Annotated in this window: 21 protein-coding genes; 7 read left to right on the top strand and 14 right to left on the bottom strand. The window is 52.7% G+C overall.

Annotation, left to right across the window (positions count from 1 at the left end; translation table 11 throughout):
- Window positions 1-14 precede the first annotated feature (14 nt).
- The 8 genes from ACJJIF_RS03435 to ACJJIF_RS03400 form a co-directional block, all read right to left on the bottom strand.
- Window positions 15-449, bottom strand: a complete 435-nt coding sequence (locus ACJJIF_RS03435; RefSeq protein ID WP_444930847.1) for a nuclear transport factor 2 family protein — start codon at window positions 447-449, stop codon at window positions 15-17.
- The gene (locus tag ACJJIF_RS03430) at window positions 433-1,308 is read right to left on the bottom strand and encodes a patatin-like phospholipase family protein (RefSeq protein WP_444930846.1); all 876 of its coding nucleotides are present in this window, start codon (window positions 1,306-1,308) and stop codon (window positions 433-435) included. The genes ACJJIF_RS03435 and ACJJIF_RS03430 overlap by 17 nt, the downstream gene beginning before the upstream one ends.
- Window positions 1,309-1,646: 338 nt before the next feature.
- Window positions 1,647-2,516, bottom strand: coding sequence for a patatin-like phospholipase family protein (locus ACJJIF_RS03425; RefSeq protein WP_444930845.1), 870 nt, complete (start codon window positions 2,514-2,516; stop codon window positions 1,647-1,649).
- Between the two features lie 181 nt (window positions 2,517-2,697).
- Complete coding sequence (locus ACJJIF_RS03420) at window positions 2,698-3,570, bottom strand: patatin-like phospholipase family protein (protein ID WP_444930844.1); 873 nt, start codon at window positions 3,568-3,570, stop codon at window positions 2,698-2,700.
- 258 nt (window positions 3,571-3,828) lie between these two features.
- Window positions 3,829-4,419, bottom strand: coding sequence for a Fe-S biogenesis protein NfuA (nfuA, locus tag ACJJIF_RS03415; RefSeq protein WP_444930843.1), 591 nt, complete (start codon window positions 4,417-4,419; stop codon window positions 3,829-3,831).
- A gap of 108 nt (window positions 4,420-4,527) precedes the next feature.
- Window positions 4,528-5,208 (bottom strand): type 1 glutamine amidotransferase domain-containing protein, encoded by a 681-nt coding sequence (locus ACJJIF_RS03410; RefSeq protein WP_444930842.1) that lies wholly within the window; start codon window positions 5,206-5,208, stop codon window positions 4,528-4,530.
- Window positions 5,209-5,241: 33 nt separating this feature from the next.
- Window positions 5,242-6,273, bottom strand: a complete 1,032-nt coding sequence (curA, locus tag ACJJIF_RS03405) for an NADPH-dependent curcumin/dihydrocurcumin reductase (RefSeq protein ID WP_444930841.1) — start codon at window positions 6,271-6,273, stop codon at window positions 5,242-5,244.
- Between the two features lie 119 nt (window positions 6,274-6,392).
- Window positions 6,393-6,983, bottom strand: coding sequence for a TetR/AcrR family transcriptional regulator (locus ACJJIF_RS03400; RefSeq protein ID WP_444930840.1), 591 nt, complete (start codon window positions 6,981-6,983; stop codon window positions 6,393-6,395).
- 221 nt (window positions 6,984-7,204) lie between these two features.
- Between ACJJIF_RS03400 and metH the strand changes: the two genes are divergently transcribed.
- The 3 genes from metH (at window position 7,205) to ACJJIF_RS03385 (ending at window position 12,061) form a co-directional block, all read left to right on the top strand.
- Entirely contained in the window at window positions 7,205-10,900 is a 3,696-nt protein-coding gene (metH, locus tag ACJJIF_RS03395) for a methionine synthase (RefSeq protein WP_444930839.1), read from the top strand.
- A 4-nt stretch (window positions 10,901-10,904) separates the two neighbouring features.
- Window positions 10,905-11,123, top strand: a complete 219-nt coding sequence (locus ACJJIF_RS03390; protein WP_444930838.1) for a DUF2970 domain-containing protein — start codon at window positions 10,905-10,907, stop codon at window positions 11,121-11,123.
- Window positions 11,124-11,674: 551 nt separating this feature from the next.
- Window positions 11,675-12,061, top strand: a complete 387-nt coding sequence (locus ACJJIF_RS03385; RefSeq protein ID WP_444930837.1) for a lysozyme inhibitor LprI family protein — start codon at window positions 11,675-11,677, stop codon at window positions 12,059-12,061.
- Between the two features lie 113 nt (window positions 12,062-12,174).
- Here ACJJIF_RS03385 and ACJJIF_RS03380 read toward each other — a convergent pair whose 3' ends face one another.
- Window positions 12,175-12,987, bottom strand: coding sequence for a hypothetical protein (locus ACJJIF_RS03380; RefSeq protein WP_444930836.1), 813 nt, complete (start codon window positions 12,985-12,987; stop codon window positions 12,175-12,177).
- Between the two features lie 433 nt (window positions 12,988-13,420).
- On the opposite strand from ACJJIF_RS03380, the gene ACJJIF_RS03375 reads away from it, so the two are divergent.
- Together ACJJIF_RS03375 and ACJJIF_RS03370 are read left to right on the top strand one after the other, a co-directional pair.
- On the top strand, window positions 13,421-15,082 hold the full coding sequence (locus ACJJIF_RS03375) for a nitrite/sulfite reductase (RefSeq protein WP_444930835.1): 1,662 nt from the start codon (window positions 13,421-13,423) through the stop codon (window positions 15,080-15,082).
- Window positions 15,066-15,614 (top strand): DUF934 domain-containing protein, encoded by a 549-nt coding sequence (locus tag ACJJIF_RS03370; protein ID WP_444930834.1) that lies wholly within the window; start codon window positions 15,066-15,068, stop codon window positions 15,612-15,614. The genes ACJJIF_RS03375 and ACJJIF_RS03370 overlap by 17 nt, the downstream gene beginning before the upstream one ends.
- A gap of 49 nt (window positions 15,615-15,663) precedes the next feature.
- Here the strand turns inward: ACJJIF_RS03370 and ACJJIF_RS03365 are convergent, their stop codons facing one another.
- Window positions 15,664-16,266 (bottom strand): TetR/AcrR family transcriptional regulator, encoded by a 603-nt coding sequence (locus ACJJIF_RS03365; RefSeq protein ID WP_444930833.1) that lies wholly within the window; start codon window positions 16,264-16,266, stop codon window positions 15,664-15,666.
- A 109-nt stretch (window positions 16,267-16,375) separates the two neighbouring features.
- Between ACJJIF_RS03365 and ACJJIF_RS03360 the strand changes: the two genes are divergently transcribed.
- The gene (locus ACJJIF_RS03360) at window positions 16,376-17,110 is read left to right on the top strand and encodes an SDR family oxidoreductase (RefSeq protein ID WP_444930832.1); all 735 of its coding nucleotides are present in this window, start codon (window positions 16,376-16,378) and stop codon (window positions 17,108-17,110) included.
- Window positions 17,111-17,164: 54 nt separating this feature from the next.
- Here the strand turns inward: ACJJIF_RS03360 and ACJJIF_RS03355 are convergent, their stop codons facing one another.
- Both ACJJIF_RS03355 and ACJJIF_RS03350 read right to left on the bottom strand, forming a co-directional pair.
- Window positions 17,165-17,458, bottom strand: a complete 294-nt coding sequence (locus ACJJIF_RS03355) for a YciI family protein (RefSeq protein WP_444930831.1) — start codon at window positions 17,456-17,458, stop codon at window positions 17,165-17,167.
- A gap of 357 nt (window positions 17,459-17,815) precedes the next feature.
- On the bottom strand, window positions 17,816-18,121 hold the full coding sequence (locus ACJJIF_RS03350) for a YciI family protein (RefSeq protein ID WP_444930830.1): 306 nt from the start codon (window positions 18,119-18,121) through the stop codon (window positions 17,816-17,818).
- Window positions 18,122-18,202: 81 nt separating this feature from the next.
- Here ACJJIF_RS03350 and ACJJIF_RS03345 point away from each other — a divergent pair, with 81 nt between their 5' ends.
- Window positions 18,203-18,568, top strand: a complete 366-nt coding sequence (locus tag ACJJIF_RS03345; protein WP_444930829.1) for a winged helix-turn-helix transcriptional regulator — start codon at window positions 18,203-18,205, stop codon at window positions 18,566-18,568.
- 100 nt (window positions 18,569-18,668) lie between these two features.
- Here ACJJIF_RS03345 and ACJJIF_RS03340 read toward each other — a convergent pair whose 3' ends face one another.
- On the bottom strand, window positions 18,669-19,418 hold the full coding sequence (locus ACJJIF_RS03340) for a sporulation protein (protein WP_444930828.1): 750 nt from the start codon (window positions 19,416-19,418) through the stop codon (window positions 18,669-18,671).
- Window positions 19,419-19,611: 193 nt separating this feature from the next.
- Window positions 19,612-20,121: a hypothetical protein gene (locus tag ACJJIF_RS03335; protein ID WP_444930827.1), complete on the bottom strand. Its 510-nt coding sequence runs from the start codon at window positions 20,119-20,121 to the stop codon at window positions 19,612-19,614.
- Window positions 20,122-20,232 lie beyond the last annotated feature (111 nt).

Below are 20,232 nucleotides of genomic sequence, written 5' to 3'. Positions count from 1 at the left end.
CAACTCAGCAGGCATCAAGCCTGCTGAACATCCTTATACTGAGTCACGTACTGGGAAAGGCGCCCAGACATCTCCTCAGCCAACTTTTGCAGGGCATTTAGGGGGCGGATCATCACTTCAAACTCAATGATCTTGCCCTCGTCATCAAAGCGAATAATATCCAGCCCCTTCAGGCTTTTATCGCCGATACTGGCGGTGAACTCCAGAGCCAGATCATACCCCGACTCAGTGGTAAACTTACGGTCGTACTCAAAGCTCTCAAACACCTGCATAACCGTATTGAGAATCAGACATACAGCGGCGGAGCTGTGGTAGGGCTTAAAGAATGCCGGTGAACGGAAAACCGCATCCTCCGCAACGATTGTTGGCAGACGACTCAGATCCTGCGCTGCGACCATTTCATGCCACAGAGCAATGGATTCCGCTATTTTTTTATTGGAGTTGTTCATTGGAAACTTTCCCTTCGTTCACTTGTTTTCGTAAAAATTCCTGCCCGTCAGCACAGCCCAGCTCGTAAGTTTGCTGTGCCAATTCAGGGTTGGTGTAATCCCAAACGCTGATAAATGGTGGCTTGGAGGGCTGAACATAAGTCCAGACCTGATCGCCTTTGCGCTGTGTAAACCGATCTGGATACCCGTCATAGCGCCGTGTCAGCAGTACCAGCACCCTGCCCTCGCCCCTATCCAGGCCCGCTACAGGGATATTGTCGACTACTCCTCCATCAAGGGCTGGGCGATCGTGCAACTGGAGTCTCGGGGTAAACGGCGGTGTGCAAGAGGAGCACAAAATCAAATCCACCAACTCCTCAACACTCGCGCAATCCCGCGCTCGATAAAACTGCTGCTTAAAGCCCAGGCGCTGGGCTATCTTGGGGTGGAGATTGCGCAAAAAGTGCTTATCTGCGTAGTAGGCCATAGCGCCCACCCCAAACGCTAAACCGCCGGCGAGCCCTTTGGGCGGGTGGACAACTGCAATACGCAACTCGGCGCCCTGCCGAAGGGTTTCCAGGCCATCGCGAAACAGCTCTAGCATCGCATGGCGATAGATACCGTACTGGGGGAATACGGGCTCCTTCGCAAACAGGTTACTCCAGTATGCATTTTTTTGATTGGCTGCAAATGCAGACCAAAAATACTCTCGCGCCTCCTCCGTCTTACCCATCAATACCAGGCTCGACATCAAGCCCCCGGCAGAGACTGCGGTAACGACTTTGGGAGAGAGGTCGATACTCTCGGCGATCGATTCCCAAAAACCAATCTGCCAGGTACACCGCCCGCCACCCCCAGCGAATACAACTTGGTCAAACATAACTTTACTTCCCTGTAACCACTTTTGGGGTAAAACACCAGAGTTTCCCCCGTGCTTTACGGCCTTCAGAGCCCCAGTCAAGTCCATCTCTCAAATCGCAGCCCCAAACCGTGACCAGTCAGTTTTGGCGCGCGGATCACAGACTTCTACCAAGCCCCATATGCAACTAATTGCATAAGCTAATGGAATTGTAAATATTGTGCAACCGCTACTATCGAGCCACAGCCCACCTGGGGCTCTAAATGACTCCACAATACCTCTGTCGGGCTTGAAGGCTACAGATGTTAAGACTCAGCTCGGCGCGCACAGCCCCAACGCTATGCCTTTTAGGGACCGCCCTAGATTTGCACTAAGCGCTCTTTGCCCGACAGGAGTACATCGACAAAGGCGCGGCCATCGGCCAAGCCAATTTTCAGGGTGCGCCTTAATGCGCAGGGGTTGGAAAAATTCCACATCCCTATAGGCAGGGGGCGGGATGGCTGCACATAGGTCCAAACCTGCTCCTTTTTGTGGACGCTAAAGCTATTTGGTAGATGTGGAAAGCGCCCCGTATCTAGAATCAACACCCGCCCCTTGATGGCATCCAACCCAGCTACCGGCGCATTGCCCACCAGAGCACCATCCAGCACCTCGGCGCCATAAAGGGATAATCGGGGGGAGATAGGCGGTGCGCAGCAGGAACTTAAAATAAGCTGTTCAAGCTCACTGCCGTCCTTGCAGTTACTCACCGGGTGAAACAACTGACGGAACCCCAGGTTCAGCGCGGTATTTGGGTGCAGGTCACGAAAGATATGCTTGTTGGAGTAGAAAATCGCCAATCCCAGTGTCAACGCCAAGGGCACAGGCAGCCATTCGGGGGGATAGGTCACTGCAATCCTGAGATCTGCCGATTGACGCAGAGACTCAAGGCTATCGTGAAACAGCTCGTGAACCCCTTTGCGATAAATATCAAACTGCGGAAAGACCGGCTCTTTGCGGAAAGAATTATTCCAATAAACATTCCTTTCATTTTTTTTACAGACAGAATGAAAGTAGTTAATTCCCTCCCGGCAGCGATCCGTCAACATAAGCGCCGCCACCATACTGCCCCCGGAGGCGGCGCATACCACTTCGGGGCGAACGGGCAGATCGCGACTTAATGACAGCAAAAAACCAATCTGCCAAGTACAGCGGCTCCCTCCACCACCAAACACCATTTGATTAAACATGTGGGCTCACTCCCCCCACTGGAAACATCACCTGATTAGGCTCCTCCCTTAAAAATAACAAAGCAGAAAAATATTGCCCCAAGCCTTCAGTGGGACCCCCGACTAATTCTGCGGTAGCGCTGCGGCCTATTAAAGAACAGCGGCCTCACCGAACTGGCCCGAGCCTACAAAACCAATCTAATTAAAGGCGCTCGGCAATAAGCCTCCCCTCGCCACTGAGGGCCGCCAGGAATTGGCGACCATCGGCAATTCCCATTCTGAAAGCCTCTTTCACCTCTTCCGGGCTGGCAAAATCCCACACATTCAGGGGGACATGTCCCGAGGGCTGAACGTATGTCCACTCCTGGTTAAATTTTTGTACGGTAAAACGATCCGGCAGTTGTGGAAAACGCCGAGTCAGCAAAATAAGTACCCGCCCCTCAGTAGCATCTAAGCCCCCGATAGGGACACTATCCACGACACCGCCATCCAGTACCTCCGCCCCGCCCAGCTTCAAGCGCGGCGTCAGTGGCGGGGTGCAAGACGAGGTTATCACCAAGTTTTCTAGCTGCGACGGTTCGGAGCAGTGGCGCACTTTGTGAAAAGATTGGCGGAAACCCAGCTTAACCGCCGTGCTCGGATGAAGATTGGGGAAAATATAGGTATCAGAGTAATCGATCGCAGCACCGACCATTAATGCGATCGGGCCGGGCAACCACCTGGGTGAGGTGCTGACGCCGATACGCAAATCCGCCGCCTCGCGCAGCTGATCAAAACCGCCGGAAAACAACTCACTTAATGCCCGGCGGTAAATTGTATAGTGTGGGAATACAGGGTCCTTGCGGAACATATTCTCCCAATAGACATTTTTGCCATTGGCTTTAAATGCTGAAATAAAGTGATCAACCCCATCCAGAGATCTGCCCATCAACACCAGGCTGGCCACCAAAGCTCCCGCAGATACCGCACTGACAACTCTCGGTGCCAGATCGATTTCCTTTGCAACCGACTCCCAAAACCCGATCTGCCAGGTACAGCGCACGCCGCCACCGGCAAACACCACTTGGTCAAACATAGATTTTCTTCCCTGGGATTGGCGCAGGCAGAATCAAAGTGTCAAGCTTGTCGCTCGATTGCTGCACCGGCGTTTTTCCTTACCTCAAAACTTCAAATTACTATTGAGGAATATTTCAAATATATACAGGAAGAGAGGAATTCGTGGGGAGGCTTTCGCGGGATCTAACCTAAGAGGGCCACGGCAATAAAAAAGGCGAACACTAGGTTCGCCTTTTTCTTTTGAGCCACTTGGCCGACTCAAGACAGTTGCAGGAACTCAATAGTAAGCCTGGGATTTATCGGTGTGATCCGTAATATCCTTCACCCCTGCGAGCTCGGGAATTTTCTCTTTGAGGGTTTTTTCCACACCCTCTTTCAGAGTCATATCCACCATGCCGCAACCCTGGCAACCACCGCCAAACTTCAGCACAGCAAACATATCCTCAGTCACCTCCACCAAACTTACCTGTCCACCGTGAGCGGCCAGACCGGGGTTTACTTCGTTGTATAAAACGTAGTTGATCCGGTCCTGGATGGGGCTGTCGTCGTTAATCTTGGGCATACGGGAGTTGGGCGCACGGATCGTGAGCTGCCCACCCATCTTGTCCGAGGAGTAGTCGACCCGGGCATCGTCCAGGTAGGGGACACTGCGCCCCTCAAAGTAGGCTTTGAGACCATTCATTTCCAACATCACATCACCCTCTTCCTCTTCTCCCGGGCGGCAGTAGGCGATGCAAGTCTCGGCATTGGGCGTACCGGGACTGGAAACAAACATGCGAATGGCAATACCCTCACAGTCCTGTTTGGCCAGTAGCTCTTTCAGGTACTCCTGAGCGGGTTCGGTAATAGTGACATTCAAATCAGACATATGGGCTCTCAAATAACCAAGCTTCTTTGTCGGGTATTCTACTCTCAGAAAGACTCAAGGGAAACCGGTCGCTTAGAAGCCTTTTGAGCGACCGGCTCCATCACTGACTCAGGCGGGGATAAACCCCAGCAGAGTCTGGGCCGTTTCCGCCGAAGATGCCGGGTTTTGGCCGGTCACCAGCTTGCCATCGACCACCACATAGGGTGTCCAATCATCACCCTTGGAGTAGTTTGCACCGCGCTCCTCAAGCATATCCTCAAGCAAAAACGGCACTACATCCACCAACCCAACTGCGGCCTCCTCCGAGTTAGTGAAGCCCGTCACGCCTTTCCCCGACACCAGGAAGGCACCGTCTTGACGGCGGGTATGGCGGAAAACACCCGGGGCATGACATACAGCACCGATCAGCTTGTCTGCGGCAAAGAAACGTTCAATCAGGGCAATTGAGGCTGGGTCCTCAGCCAGATCCCACAGAGGGCCATGTCCACCTGGGTAGAAGACTGCATCAAAATCGGCCTCGCTCATATCGGCCAACTCGTGGGTATTGGCCAAAATCTGTTGAGCATCCGCATCGGCCTGGAAGCGACGGGTATCATCCGTTTGGAAATCGGGTTCATCACTTTTAGGGTCCAGTGGTGGCTGCCCGCCTTTGGGTGAAGCCAAAGTCACTTCAGCCCCCGCATCCTTAAAAATGTAATAAGGTGCCACGAACTCCTCCAGCCAAAAACCGGTTTTCTCACCCGTATTACCCAGCGCATCGTGGGAAGTTAGCACCATCAAAATTTTCATATTTCTCTCCGCACAAGCTCGGACAACTTTGCTTTAATCATCGTTTCCGACACGCACAACCAACTTGCCGAAGTTCTTTCCTTCCAGCAGGCCGATAAAGGCTTCAGGTGCTTCTTCCAGCCCCTCAACCCTATCTTCAAGATATTTGATGCTGCCCTCAGCAACCCACTGATTTAATATACGCACTGCTTCATAGAAGCGCTCGTAGTAATCAAAAATAATAAAGCCCTGGATTTTTAAGCGCTTAACCAATATATCCCCCATCAGCATACTGGTGCGATCGGGCCCCTCCGGCAGAGAGGTTGCATTGTATTGTGAAATCAGCCCGCACACGGGAATCCGCGCGAAGTCATTAAGCAGCGGTTGCACAGAGTTGAACACCTTGCCACCGACACTTTCAAAGTAGATATCGATACCATCGGGACAGGCTGCGGCGAGCTGCTCGGCAAAATCTTCAGCGCGGTGGTCCAGGCACACATCGAAGCCCAATTTCTCTACGGCATAGCGACACTTTTCCTCGCCGCCCGCCACACCGACTACCCGGCACCCCTGCAACTTGCCAATTTGTCCAACCGTCGCCCCCACCGGGCCGGTCGCCGCCGCCACTACCAGGGTCTCCCCCTCTTTGGGTTCACCAATTTCCAGCAAACCAAAATAAGCTGTAATTCCCGGCATACCCAACACCCCCAGGGAGAAGGAGGGGTACTCGGGGCTCTTGCCCAGGTTTATCAGCCCGGTGCCATCAGAGAGGGCGTAATCCTGCCAGCCGCTATAGCCCAGGACCCAGTCGCCCTCCTCGAAACCGTCCAGTTGCGATTCGACAACGCGGCTCACAGTCCCCCCCACCATTGTGTCCCCCAGCGCTACCGGCTCGGCGTAAGACTTGGCATCATTCATTCGCCCCCTCATATAGGGATCGAGGGATAGGTAGATCGTGCGCAGCAACACCTCCCCAGCCTCCGGCTTGACCACAGGGGCCTGCTCCAGGCGGAAGTTCTCTATCGTCGGCGCGCCTTCTGGGCGCGATGCCAATACCAGGCGTCGGTTTATATCGCTCGATTGCATTTTTCAGTCTCCATAGCTCTATCAAATGGATTTCAGTACCGTTAAATTAGACCGGTCGTCTAATCCAACATTACAAAAAAACCCGCAGCGGTATTCCCTCTGCGGGCTCAGTTAAAATTTCAGTCTTTTCCCAGCATCTCCCGGGTCGCCTTCATCGCCTCTGCCATCGGCATATCGTTGCGGTTTAGCTTCTCCAGCAGGCTGGCGCCGAGCCACAATTGGTACAGGGCCGCCGCTTTTGCACGGGTATTTAATGAGACGGGCAGAGAACCGTCCTCTCCCGCCAATTCAATACAGCCCTGAAGCTTCTGAATAATCTGCTCCGTTCCATCCCGAAGGATAAGGCGCATCGACTCAGACAAATCCGCCACCTCTGCACCCAGCTTAACCGCTAGACAGCGGTGCGTATCGCAGCGCTCGCCACTACTTTTCTGCCAAGCCTCAAAGTAAGCCAATAGATTGTCGGCTGCCGACTGCTCCCGGGAGGAAAAGACAGCGTCCATCTGCTCAAGATAGCCGCGAAAATAATCCTCCAGCAGAGCCACGCCAAACTGCTCCTTGGACTTAAAGTAGTGATAAAAGGACCCCTTCGGCACACCGGCGGTCTTGAGGATTTCACTCAAGCCGACACCGGAAAAACCTTTTACGGCCATCACGGTGTAGCCCGTATCCAGAAGGTGTTGGCGAGTATCTTCATAGCTGCTTTTCATAAACCGCACCTTACACCCAACTAGACCGGTCGTCTAGAATTTTATCGTTAGAATAAGCCGTAAAGTACCCATAGATTGCTCAGCTTTAATTAAAACTACGCTGTTATTGTGGCGGAATAGTCAAAAAGCCATAAGTAGCGGCCAGTGGCAAGGTGTGACTATGGTACGATTGACGCCAGTTTCACCACAGGCAACCGAATAGACAACATAAGGATTGGTAAATGTCCCAGCAGTCCCGCGACCAACGTCTCGAGCAAATTAATGCCGCGCTCACACAGCGCATCCTGATTTTAGACGGCGCTATGGGGACCATGATCCAAAGGGAGAAGCTGGGAGAAGCCGATTATAGAGGCGGACGCTTCGCCGACTTTCCCCGTGACTTGAAGGGCAACAACGACCTGTTGAGCCTGACCCAGCCAGAGCTGATTGAGAAGATCCACCGGGAGTACCTGCAAGCCGGCGCCGATATTATTGAAACCAATACATTCAACGCGACCCAGCTGTCCCAGTCCGATTACGATATGGAGCATCTGGTCACAGAGATTAATCGCACCTCCGCAGAGATCGCGCGCCGCGCCGCAGATGCGTTCTCCACACCGGAGCGCCCGCGCTGGGTGGCCGGGGTAATCGGCCCCACGTCCCGCACTGCCAGTATCTCACCGGACGTCAATGATCCTGGTGCGCGCAATGTCACTTTCGATAAGCTGGTAGAAAATTATGTAGAAGCCGGCCGCGCCCTGATAGAGGGTGGCAGTGACCTGATCCTTATTGAAACGATTTTTGACACTCTCAATGCCAAGGCCGCTATCTATGCCATGCAGCAGCTGTTTGAGGAGTTGGGGTTCGAGCTGCCGATAATGATGTCCGGCACCATCACCGATGCCTCCGGGCGCACCCTTTCCGGCCAAACTACCGAGGCCTTTTACTACTCCATTGCACACGCCAAGCCGATTTCTGTCGGCCTGAACTGCGCCCTGGGCGCCACCGAATTGCGCCCCTATATAGAGGCCCTGTCCGGCACCTGCGCCTCTTATGTCTCGGCCCACCCCAACGCGGGACTGCCTAACGAATTTGGCGAGTACGACGAAACCCCAGAGCAAACCGCCGCAATCGTAGCGGAATTTGCCCGCAGCGGTTTTATCAATATCCTCGGCGGCTGCTGTGGCACCACCCCGGATCATATTCGCGCAATTGCCGAAGCGGTGGCCGACATGCCCCCGCGACAGCTGCCGGAAATTAAACCCGCGCTGCGCCTATCCGGTCTGGAGCCTTTTGTCTCTGCGGAGTCCTCCCTGTTTGTCAATGTGGGCGAGCGCTGTAATGTCACCGGTTCCGCCCGCTTTAAACGCCTCATCCTCGAGGAGGACTACGACACCGCCCTGCAAGTGGCTGCCGCCCAGGTGGAGGACGGTGCGCAGGTCATCGACTTTAATATGGATGAGGCGATGCTCGACGCGCTCGCCGCTATGCGCCGCTTCCTCAACCTTGCCGCGACCGAGCCGGATATCGCCAAGGTGCCATTTATGGTGGACTCCTCCAAGTGGGAGGTGATCGAAGCCGGCTTGCAGTGCATTCAAGGCAAGCCCATTGTGAACTCCATCAGCCTCAAGGAGGGCAAAGAGGAGTTTATCGACAAAGCCAAGCTGTGCCTGCGCTACGGTGCGGCGGTGGTGGTGATGGCCTTTGATGAAGATGGTCAGGCGGACACCCTCGAGCGCAAAATCGAAATCTGTCAGCGCAGCTACAACGTACTGGTCGATGAAGTCGGCTTTAATCCCACCGATATTATTTTCGACCCGAATATTTTTGCCGTCGCCACCGGTATTGAGGAGCACAACAATTACGCGGTGGACTTTATCGAGGCCTGCCGCTGGATTCGCGCAAACCTGCCCGGCGCACAGATCAGCGGCGGTGTATCCAACGTCTCTTTCTCCTTCCGCGGCAACAACCCGGTGCGCGAGGCTATCCACTCTGTATTTCTATTCCACGCCATCAAAGCCGGCCTCAATATGGGGATCGTCAACGCCGGCCAGCTGGCCGTTTACGACGACCTGCCGAAGGAACTGCGGGAAAAGGTTGAGGATGTCATTCTCAACCAAAGCCCCGATGCCACCGAGGCCCTGCTGGAAATCGCGCCCAAATACCAGGGCGGTGGCGGCGGTAGCGCGCGCAAAGAGGACCTGAGCTGGCGCCAGTTGCCGGTCAAAGAGCGCCTGGCGCACTCCCTGGTGAAAGGCATCAACCTCTATATCGAAGAGGATACCGAAGAGGCCCGCGCCAACTCCTCCCGCCCTCTAGACGTTATCGAGGGCCCGCTGATGGACGGTATGAATATCGTCGGCGACCTGTTTGGGGATGGAAAGATGTTCCTGCCCCAGGTTGTAAAGTCCGCCCGGGTTATGAAGCAGGCAGTCGCCTACTTGCAGCCATACATTGAAGCGGAGAAAACCGAGGACAGCCGCTCTAACGGCCGCATCCTGATGGCCACGGTAAAGGGTGACGTACACGATATCGGCAAAAATATCGTGGGCGTGGTACTGGCCTGTAACAATTACGAAGTAATCGACCTCGGCGTGATGGTGCCCGCAGAAACCATTCTGCAAACCGCCAAGGACAAGGCCTGCGATATTATCGGCCTGTCCGGCCTAATCACCCCATCCCTGGATGAAATGGTCCACGTGGCCGCCGAGATGGAGCGCCTGGAATTTGATATCCCCCTGCTGATCGGCGGCGCCACCACCTCCAAAGCCCACACCGCCGTAAAAATTGACCCCCAATTTAACCGCAACCAGGTGGTATACGTAGCCGACGCATCCCGCGCGGTAGGTGTCGCCAGTAGCCTGATATCCAATGAGCTGCGCCCGGCCTTTATAGAGAAAATTCAGGCCGAATACGAAAAAGTGCGTACCCGCACCGCCAACCGCAAGCGCAATGACACCCGCCTGACCTACGGTGACGCACAGAACACAGCGCCGGAATTTGACTGGGCCAACTACCAGCCCGCACGCCCCAACAAACTGGGCCTCACCGTCATCGACAATTTCCCCCTGGAGAAATTGCTCGACACCTTAGACTGGACCCCCTTCTTTATCTCCTGGGATCTGGCGGGTAAATTCCCGGCGATCCTAGAGGACGAAATTGTCGGGGAAGCGGCCACCGATCTGTACAACAATGCCCAGCGGATGCTGAAAGAGATTATCGATAAGAAACTGCTGCGCGCCCGCGCCGTATTCGGCCTCTGGCCCGCCAATAGCGTCGGCGACGATATTATTGTGTACAAGGACGAAAGCCGCAGCGAAGAGCTGGCCCGCCTGCACCATATGCGTCAGCAGGTACAGAAACGCGGCGGCGATGGCCTGTGCCGCTCCCTGGCAGACTTTGTCGCCCCCCTGGAATCGGGGCAAATCGACTATGTGGGCGGCTTTGCGGTAACGACGGGAATTGGTGCAGATGAACTGGCGGAGCACTACGAGGCCCAGCACGACGATTATAGTGCCATTATGGTAAAAGCCCTGGCGGACCGCATGGCGGAGTCCTTTGCCGAGACACTACACCGCCTGGTGCGCAAAGAGTACTGGGGCTATGCGGCAGACGAGGTGCTCAGCAATGAAGAGCTGATCAAGGAGGCCTACCAGGGCATCCGCCCTGCCCCCGGTTACCCGGCCTGCCCGGATCATTCGGAAAAAGCCACCCTGTTCAAATTGCTACAAGCGGAGCACAATGCTGGGGTCAGCCTCACCGAACATTTTGCGATGATGCCCGCAGCTGCAGTGAGCGGCTGGTACTTTGCCCACCCCCAGGCAAAATACTTTAATGTCGGCAAGATCGGCAGGGACCAGTTGCAGAGTCTGGCCGAACGAAAAGGGGTCAGCGAGCAGGAGTTGGAGCGCTGGCTACGTCCCAATCTTGAGGAATAATTTCATGGAAGAAAACAACAAGAAGGCGAAAAAACCCAATGTGGGCCAGGTGGTAATCAGCACCCTGGCCGCCGCGATCGGCGTACAGAGCAATAAAAATCGTGAACGGGATTTTCAGAGCGGCAGTATTATGACTTACATTATTGCCGGCGTTGTTTTTACCGCCATCTTTGTGATCGGCTTGGCGCTTCTGGTAAAAATCGTGCTCGGCAATATGGGCTAAAAGCGCTTAACAGCAATGCAAATAGCGGTAACTATATCTATTTGCATTGTTGTGAGCATGGTGCCCGGGACTACACAGCTCCGGGCCAGAAGCGGGCTAGCGCGTGGCCACCCAAAAAACACAAGTGGCTACGAAAATTGCAACTAATGCTACAGCCGCAATAGCATCTACCACATTATCATCTTCAGAAACTACAGCTACTTCATCGTCCATCGAATCTCTCCGATCATTCTTTATTGTTATTTAAAGTAGTTGGGCCGTCGACAACGGCCTCTCAAGTAGAGCAAATTGAGTCGGCGGTTGCAAGCTGGGTCCAGCCCAAACCCTCTATAGCGATGGCAGCCACCCTTACCATACTGAATTCGCCACGATTAACGACTCGTTATCACCAGGAAAATTTGGTGCCGTATATACTCGTGATATTTGGCGGTAACTGGAAACAGTTCCCCTTACAATTGCACATCAACTGCTACTGCAATTTTAAATATGAAAAAGCGGAAGAGCACTCTCGCCCCGCCACAGTAAAGTAACCCGTTACTTCCAGGTAACCTATGCACAAGCCACTAGTCTTAATTTTAGCCGCCCTATCGGGAGGCATCTCCGCTGAAAAAGCCAAAGCAGATTGCGATCTGCCAGAAAGCCTATGCAAACTACAAGCTCAATTCGAAGTGGCAGACAAAGCGCTCAACAATACCTATCGACAAATAATAACAGGAATAGATGCCGGCGGGCTGTCCGCCAGTTTAGTGGACAAAACTGTGCTAAAAAACAGCCTTATCAAAAGCCAGCGGTCTTGGATTAAATTTAAAAGCGCAAACTGCGATGCATTTTATACACTGCACAGTGGCGGCAGACAGCGGAATGAAGCCCAATTAGAGTGCGAAATTGAAATGACGAAATCGAGAACTCAATACTTAAACAAAACCTACTTACTTTGAGCGGGAAGTCACCGACGCACTAACAGAGATTTGTAGCGGCCGGTGTAGCGCTCAACTAGCCGCCTGTAAATTACCGACGTGAGGCGGGACAACCCGCCCGCCCAACCGTCTCTTTAGGCTTGCCCGGAGTAAAGGGCAATATGGAATCCTCCGCTGAGGGCCTGGCCAGTCTTGGCAACCTGTTTGCGACTGTCAACGTTGACATTCAGGTTACCCCACTTATTGGGTGAGACTGACATGATTCCGTTAACCCCCTTACCCTTGTTAGTGCTCGTCATATTACAAAATACCACGGCCCCACCACCATCTTTGTTGGTTGCCAGGGAGCCCGGACTCGGGCTTGAACCATCGGAGATTAGAATATGTACATCGACAGTTTTACCGTCCAGTGATTTTTTTAGCACTTTATTGTTGTGGTCCAAACAGATATCAATGCCAAACGTTAAGCCCTTGTGCGAGAAGGTACTTCCACTGACCTTAGACACAAAACTATCCTTGGTCTGATACTGATCGTTACCGACTTTATATTTCTTCAGCAGAAAATTGCCACCGGCCAGGATAGGCGCAATGCTCAGGTAAGAGGGTGAAGATAAGCATCCACCGCCTTTTGTATAAGCAATCGTCCCTGCCACAATCAAAATATTCGGGTATTGGCGAGAAACTGTGCGCAGACTGGAGTAAATATCGCTCTTGGAACCTTTACTCAGGGAGTCGATATGATTGGTAACGGCTTTAGAGGCATAGCCAGAGAAATAATACTCTGGTGCAACCAGCATCTTGATATATTTATCGTCAGGATAGTCCTGCATCATCGCCTTAGCGCGAGCTACTGCTCCTGTAAATACACTGAAGTTAGTATTGCTCACACCAGTGAACTTTGACGAGTCATCAAACTCAATCATCGCAGCAAGGATATCTTTAGCCATCCCGTTGACCTCTTGTAATTATGTTTAGCGCTCAACCACTCACCTGTCTTTTCGGGCAGATGATTCGTGACTGACAATTCGCGATTTATATCACTGTCGGCAAACGGAAAGATGGTACCAATTCACAGCTAGCCAAATTTGCTTGGCTATATCGAGCTATCGGCTAAAGTCACTACACTCAACTGACTGAGGCCCGATCAAAAATTGAGCAGCACACCTCAGCAACCCAGACCCCAACGCCCCGAGTAAACCTCCAACCGTTGGCAGGCAGAGGGTCCACTATCCCCTCTTATAACTGTTGGTTAGAGATATAGCGGAAAATATTGTTATTTATTGCATAAGAGCGCTGGTATGTTATGCGCCAGCGGAGAATTGTCCGGGGCCTGCCCCTTTCTCCACCATCAGCGCACAAAGGCAATGGAATCAAGCTGTTATGTATCGATACGACGACCGGGACCGCGCCATCATCAACGATCGCGTAGCCCAGTTCCGCGGCCAGACGGAACGTTACCTTGCCGGCGAGTTAAGCGAGGAACAATTCCTACCGCTGCGCCTGCAAAATGGCCTCTATATTCAGCGACTGGCCCCCATGTTGCGCATCGCCGTTCCCTACGGCCTGCTCAACAGCGTCCAGTTACGCCGTCTCGCGCGCGTTAGCCGCGACTACGATAAAGGTTACGCCCACTTCACTACGCGCCAGAACCTCCAGTTCAACTGGCCGCAGCTGGAAGATGTACCCGCCATTCTCGATGAATTGGCGGAAGTGGAGATGCACGCTGTACAGACCAGCGGCAACTGTATCCGAAACACCACCTCGGACCCCTACGCCGGCATCGCCCTCGACGAGATTGCCGACCCGCGCCCCTACTGCGAGCTGATTCGCCAGTGGTCTACCTTCCACCCGGAATTCGCCTTCCTGCCGCGCAAATTCAAAATTGCCGTCAGTGGCTCGGTACAGGATCGCGCAGCAATTCGCGTACACGATATCGGCGTACAAATCGTTAAGCGCGGTGAAGAGATCGGTTTTCAGGTATTAGTGGGCGGTGGCCAGGGCCGTACGCCGGTCATTGCCGAGACCATTCGCGACTTCCTGCCGGAAGAAGACCTGCTCTCCTACCTTGAGGCGATTGTTCGCGTCTACAACCAGCTGGGCCGCCGCGACAACAAGTACAAGGCGCGCATTAAAATTTTGGTGAAAGCTCTCGGCCCGGAAGAGTTTGGCCGCCGCGTGGAAGAAGAGTGGCAGCACATCAAAGATGGCGCTGAGAAACTGACCCAGGAAGCACTCAACTGGGCCAAGTCCTTCTTCACCGCCCCGGAATACCGCGAGTTTGACGGAGCGGCTAGCGAAGCTTCCCTGCAACAACAAGCCGACAGCGAAAAGGCCTTTGCCCGCTGGCTTGAGCGCAACACCTACCCCCATCGGGTACCCGGTTATCGCGCGATCAAGCTGTCCACCAAACCCACTGGTGTACCGCCAGGTGATGTCACTGATGCCCAACTGGAGGCCATCGCCAATCTCGCCGACACCTTTAGCTTTGGTGAAGCCCGTGTAACTCACGACCAAAACGTGGTGCTCGCCGACGTCGAACAGGACAAACTGTTCGAACTCTGGCAACAGGCCCGCAAGCACGGCTTCGCCACTCCCAATATCGGCACCCTCACCGATATGATCTGCTGCCCCGGCGGCGACTACTGCTCCCTGGCCAATGCCAAATCTATTCCCGTAGCGGAAGCCATCCAGCGCCGCTTCGACGATATGGACTACCTCTACGACCTGGGCGACCTCAACCTGAATATTTCCGGCTGTATGAATGCCTGTGGCCACCACCATGTGGGGCATATCGGTATTCTCGGGGTCGACAAAAAAGGCGAAGAGTTCTACCAGATCCAGCTCGGTGGCAGTGCATCTAACGACGCCAGCCTGGCCAAAGTATTGGGCCCCAGCTTCTCCCGCGCCGAAGTGCCGGAAGTAATCGGCAAAATCCTCGACCTCTATGTCGAGCAACGCCAAACGGAAGAGCCCTTTATCGACACCTACAATCGCATCGGCCTTCAGCCCTTCAAGGAGAGAGTTTATGCCAAAGCCAGCTAAACTGGGCCCGCAGCCGGGCAACCCCGCAGAACTGATTATCGATGGCGAAGTAAAGACCAATGAGTGGCAGCTGCTGCCCCAACTGGAAGCGGGAGAAGAGCTGGACCTCAGCACCCTGCCCTCCGGCAAAATTATCCTGCCGCTACGCCAGTGGCAGGCGCATCGCGATGCGCTGGCATCCCGCAGTGGCGAAATCGGTGTGTGGCTGGACAGCGAAGAAGGCGCAGAGCTGATTGCCGAAGAGGCCCCCAAGTTGCCAGTAATCGCTGTGCACTTCCCCGCGTTTGCCGATGGCCGAGGCTTTACCGCCGGCCGCATGCTGCGCGAGCGCTACAGCTTTACCGGTGAGCTGCGTGCAGTAGGCGGATTTATGCGCGACCAGCTGACCTATCTACAGCGCTGCGGCTTTAACGCCTACGCGTTTGAAGGCGAGCAGCCTTTGGCAAGCCTGAAAGACTCGATGAGCGATTTTGGTGACAGCTACCAAGCAGGGGTGGACCAACCGCTACCCATGTTCCGTCGACGCTTCTAAAGCTCAATTTAGACCTCTGAATACTCAGGGGTCTAAATTTCTACTTCCATCACGACTCCAACCCCAATCCATCGAGCGCAAACTCCAAAGAGGGTTCCACCTCCTTGAGTTCTCGCCCAGATCGCAATACCGATGCCGTGCCATGCAACAAGGTAATCAGGTACATAGCGCACTCCTCGGCACGCCGATCCAGCCCTAAAGCCTGGGACTCTTTATCAAAATGAAACAAATCAACCAGTTGCTTTACCGCCTCTGCGTCAGCAGCTTTTAAAGCGTCAATGGCATCAGAAGGCAAAGCGTCACCGGCAGTTTCCGATAGTCCAAACGCCAGGTAACAGCCCCTCGGGGTCCCCTCCCCGGCCTGCCCTTGAACGGTAGCCAGCAAATAACCATGCAATCGCTGCCGCAACGGCACTCCCTCTTCCGTCAGGAAGCGCATACGGTCTTTGGCATATCTATCCAGGTATTGCCCCAACGAAAGAACAAACAGTTTCTCCTTATTGCCAAAGGAAGAGTACAGACTTGGCTTATTAATCCCCATAGCCTTGGTCAGGTCCGCCATTGAGGCGCCCACATAGCCTTTTTTCCAAAAGACTTTCGTTGCTGATTCCAGCGCATGCGCCTTGTCAAACTCCGGCTTGCGTCCCGCCATTGGCAATCTCCCAAAAATTGTTTTGACAATATTGTACCGATCGGTAAGACTTAGCTCAAACCATACCGATCGGTACAATATTGACCCAACCCTTCACAGGAGAATGGAATTGAGCATTTCAATCGAAGGAAAAACCGCTCTTGTAACTGGAGCGAATCGCGGAATTGGCAAGGCAATTGTCGAGCGCTTTCTCGACGGTGGCGCAAAAAAAGTCTATCTGGCCGTGCGCAACCCAGAGGCAACGTCCGAACTGACAGAAAAATATGGCGACAAAGTGATCACATTGGAACTCGATGTGACAAAAGTCCAAAGTGTAGGAGCGGCGGCAAAGGCAATTCAGGAATTGGATATTCTGGTGAACAATGCCGGGGTACTTGCGCCCGCAGACCCGCTTAGCGACCATGTAGAGGACTCACTTAAGCAGGAACTGGAAGTGAATACCTTTGGGCTTGTCCGTGTAGCCAAGGCATTCGCCCCCCATTTGGAAAAGAGCAAAGGCGCCCTGGTACAAATGAATTCGGTCGCATCCTTGCGCACCTTCCCACACATTAGCACCTATTCCGCATCCAAAGCTGCCAGCTACGCAATTACCCAAGCACTTCGAGAAACCCTTCAGGAGCGAGGCGTACAAGTTTTGAGTGTTCACCCCGGCCCCATCAAAACAGATATGGCCAAACAGGCTGGGCTGGAGGACGGGGAATCCCCCAGCGCAGTGGCTGAGGAAATTGTTGCCGCGCTAGGAAACGGGGATTTCCACCTCTTCCCAGATGCCATGTCGCAGACTTTTGAAGCCGCTTACCAGAGCTTTTCTGATTCGGTGATCACCGCAGACCTTAGCGAATAACGTGGTCGAAGGTTGCCTGAGCAAGAAGTAACACAAGTATCGGAAGAACCCAATCTAGGGTTCTTTCAGTAAGCTGGAGAATTCCTCTGAAGCCATAACGGGGACAAACTCGGTAATCGTAAATGTCGACGCCCCATGTTTTGTGAAAGGGTCTTCTTCCAGGACCTTTCTCAGAACCTCCTCGGAGGGGTGGCGTGAAATAATTATCGCGCCAGTTCTAGGTTCTTTCGCTCCCCCAAAAAGCAGGTCTCCCGACTTATAGTGTCCTTCCAGGTAGCTCACATGCTCCGCCATTAACTCTGGGGTCAGCTTTTCTAGATCCGGGAAGTTCAAGTTCACTAAAAACATAACATCTCTCCCCTCCTTAGGGGCCATATATCAGCTGTTTACACCACTTTAAGCTTGCAGAAATAGCCTCCACCAATCTAATAGATAGCTACTCTTCCCACCTTGGCGGTAGAGGATAATCCCCAAGCAGTAGTTTAAATGGAAATCATCGGAGATTGGTGATCGGGCATCATTTAATTTAATGGTGCCATCACGTACCTTTCTTCAGGCAATAGTGCTAAATAGACGATACTTCAGATTGATCAAGTTACATGTGGCCTGGAGAGCTTCATCTGTCCTCCAGGCTATGGTATCCCCTTCAAAACGGTTGGGGATTAATGCGATGGCACTCCCTCTTTGAGCTTACTCTTAAGACTGTTAATGCGAACTCATCTTTAGAAGGTGTAAAAACTGTTCAGAGGCCATAACAGGCTCAAATTCGATTAGCGAATAAACTGCCACTCCACTTTTTATAAAGGGGTCCTCATCAAGTACTCTCCGCAAGGCTTCTTCACTGTTGTGACGAGAAACAATAACCCCACCAGTCCTGGGATTTTTCCTTCCCCCAAAGAGTAAACTTCCAGACTTGTACTCCTCTTCCAGATAAAGCCTATGCTCCGCAGTCAACTCTGGGGTTAGCTTTTCCATATCCTTAAAATGCATATCCACTAGAAACACAGCCATTCCCTCTTCTCTAAAAACACCATAAGATTGCTACTGATTTCGTAGCAACTGTAACGCTACTAATTTAGAAGCGCAAGAACCATGACAACTCCCCTACCCAAAAAAAATGTCAGAGGCTCGACTAGCGGTATAGCCATCATGGCTGTATTCGATCTGCTCGGGCGAAAATGGAATATGAGAATACTGTGGGAACTGAGGAACGCACCCCGGAGCTTCAGGGAACTCCAAGCCCAGTGTGATGCCATGTCCCCATCGGTACTAAATACAAGAATCAAACAGTTGAGCGAAGCTAAATTGATCAATAAGTGTACGAATGGATATCAACTGACAGATCTAGGGGTTTCGCTAATGGGGACCCTTGATCCGCTGAGAGAGTGGGCCAGCCTCTGGGAGGAATCCCTCAGCACCAGGGAAACCCGGTGCCGGCAAAGAGCCAAGGCAGATTAGCTCAGGTCACTCTTGGTAAGTCAGACCCAAGCCTGCCACCAAAGGCCTAATGACCATAATCTGGCTGCCGGACACAGCCAGATTATCGCGAACAGCGCTACTACTGCGACAAAACGGACTGAACAGCTGTAGCAACCTCATCATCGCTGGCATCCTGCGCCAATGAGAACGAATAATATTGATCGCCACGCAGACCGAACCTGCGATCAATCTCTGCCAAACAATGCACCTGATTGCCATCAACAATAAAGGAAAGCTCAATCTCTTTAGAGCTCAGCAGACCACTATTCTTAAACTCAATCTCCTGATAGCAGCCGGACTGGGAGGCGAAATTACCGCCGCGCAGATGCCCCTTCTCCACATCCGCTTTGACCATTGTAAAGCCGCTATCCTCAATCATGGAAAGGACCCTCTCCACAACCGGCAAAGGTCTTATCTGCAAGGGGTCCCGATCTTTGGGGTCTAGTGCAAAATCAATATCCAGCGAGGTTTCCAGCCACACATAGCACTTATTCTTACGCGTATTTAACACCGTTACCGGTGTCTCTTGGTGTAATGCCAGCTCGAAAGGCACCTCCTGGTTCTCACCAGCACCGATAGTAAAGGGCTCTTGCACCTGCAACTCGCCCAGCACAAAACGCTCATAGCTTACTCCCTCATCGGTTTCCACCTTCATTTCTGTGCACAACTTCAAGCAAATAGCATCAATCTGCTGGTCAATATCACCACCAGAGATATGGATAGCCCCTTTGATAACATCGCCCTGAACCAGCTCAGGATTTTGCACAACAGTGTCAACTTTAGCCGCACCAATACCTATCGATGCTTTTAATTTTTGGAACATAGACATAATCAAAAAACTACTTCAGCAAATAATATGGACCTTAATAACATAGAACCCAACTTACTTCACCGCCTTAGTCGACAGAAGCAACCCCCGGAGCCTCCGATCACAGCCCTCAGCACAGCGTACGCAGTCTGCGCCAGCCAATAGCACCCCAAAGAACTGAAACAAGCCTTACCGGCTTGTTAGCACGCTTATATCACCGGTTAATATAGAGGTAATTGCCATTAATCTCGTGGCCGGGCGAGTACATACTCTCCACCCAAGATTTCTGCGACTTTCCGCTATACGACCACACCCACTCTTCCCGCTGCCATTCTGACACATCAGTATCGTGACATTTAATGTAGCCCGATTTTTTGATTTTGTTATCAACCCTCATTTCTGGACCAAAGTTAGCGCAATGGAAATAACCCCATCCCCACCACCTATCAGGCATGATAACTTTTCCCTGCTCTATCGGAACCATATATGAATAGATTGAGCCATCCCAGTCTTTGATGATTAATACGCTTTCATCCCATGCACTAGCTCGATCAAAGCCCTCAAAAATAAAGTCTCCAGCCTCTAACCTTGAAATGTCGTGCTGCGATCGCCCCGCCTTCGCTTTTGCAGATGGTTTCATTGAATAAATGAAAGGTGAAGATGCCAGGCCTATCCCCCCAAATAACATTAATATCGTACAAGTTAAAATAATCTTCTTTTTCATCACCCATACTCCCTAGCATTCCAAATATCTCAACGACTATCAACTGTAGCTAAAAAAACTAACACGCAACAAGCCTGGTGCAGTCCAAAATTTTACAACTGGATAGAGATC

Source organism: Microbulbifer regidiadema (SeqCode) (assembly GCF_052467605.1).
This window is presented reverse-complemented; position numbering and strand designations above follow the sequence as displayed.

Coding starts and splice junctions, on each gene's coding strand:
- ACJJIF_RS03435 (WP_444930847.1), bottom strand. CDS start 449: ATGAACAACTCCAATAAAAAAATAGCGGAATCCATTGCTCTGTGGCAT.
- ACJJIF_RS03430 (WP_444930846.1), bottom strand. CDS start 1,308: ATGTTTGACCAAGTTGTATTCGCTGGGGGTGGCGGGCGGTGTACCTGG.
- ACJJIF_RS03425 (WP_444930845.1), bottom strand. CDS start 2,516: ATGTTTAATCAAATGGTGTTTGGTGGTGGAGGGAGCCGCTGTACTTGG.
- ACJJIF_RS03420 (WP_444930844.1), bottom strand. CDS start 3,570: ATGTTTGACCAAGTGGTGTTTGCCGGTGGCGGCGTGCGCTGTACCTGG.
- nfuA (WP_444930843.1), bottom strand. CDS start 4,419: ATGTCTGATTTGAATGTCACTATTACCGAACCCGCTCAGGAGTACCTG.
- ACJJIF_RS03410 (WP_444930842.1), bottom strand. CDS start 5,208: ATGAAAATTTTGATGGTGCTAACTTCCCACGATGCGCTGGGTAATACG.
- curA (WP_444930841.1), bottom strand. CDS start 6,273: ATGCAATCGAGCGATATAAACCGACGCCTGGTATTGGCATCGCGCCCA.
- ACJJIF_RS03400 (WP_444930840.1), bottom strand. CDS start 6,983: ATGAAAAGCAGCTATGAAGATACTCGCCAACACCTTCTGGATACGGGC.
- metH (WP_444930839.1), top strand. CDS start 7,205: ATGTCCCAGCAGTCCCGCGACCAACGTCTCGAGCAAATTAATGCCGCG.
- ACJJIF_RS03390 (WP_444930838.1), top strand. CDS start 10,905: ATGGAAGAAAACAACAAGAAGGCGAAAAAACCCAATGTGGGCCAGGTG.
- ACJJIF_RS03385 (WP_444930837.1), top strand. CDS start 11,675: ATGCACAAGCCACTAGTCTTAATTTTAGCCGCCCTATCGGGAGGCATC.
- ACJJIF_RS03380 (WP_444930836.1), bottom strand. CDS start 12,987: ATGGCTAAAGATATCCTTGCTGCGATGATTGAGTTTGATGACTCGTCA.
- ACJJIF_RS03375 (WP_444930835.1), top strand. CDS start 13,421: ATGTATCGATACGACGACCGGGACCGCGCCATCATCAACGATCGCGTA.
- ACJJIF_RS03370 (WP_444930834.1), top strand. CDS start 15,066: ATGCCAAAGCCAGCTAAACTGGGCCCGCAGCCGGGCAACCCCGCAGAA.
- ACJJIF_RS03365 (WP_444930833.1), bottom strand. CDS start 16,266: ATGGCGGGACGCAAGCCGGAGTTTGACAAGGCGCATGCGCTGGAATCA.
- ACJJIF_RS03355 (WP_444930831.1), bottom strand. CDS start 17,458: ATGTTTTTAGTGAACTTGAACTTCCCGGATCTAGAAAAGCTGACCCCA.
- ACJJIF_RS03350 (WP_444930830.1), bottom strand. CDS start 18,121: ATGGCTGTGTTTCTAGTGGATATGCATTTTAAGGATATGGAAAAGCTA.
- ACJJIF_RS03345 (WP_444930829.1), top strand. CDS start 18,203: ATGACAACTCCCCTACCCAAAAAAAATGTCAGAGGCTCGACTAGCGGT.
- ACJJIF_RS03340 (WP_444930828.1), bottom strand. CDS start 19,418: ATGTCTATGTTCCAAAAATTAAAAGCATCGATAGGTATTGGTGCGGCT.
- ACJJIF_RS03335 (WP_444930827.1), bottom strand. CDS start 20,121: ATGAAAAAGAAGATTATTTTAACTTGTACGATATTAATGTTATTTGGG.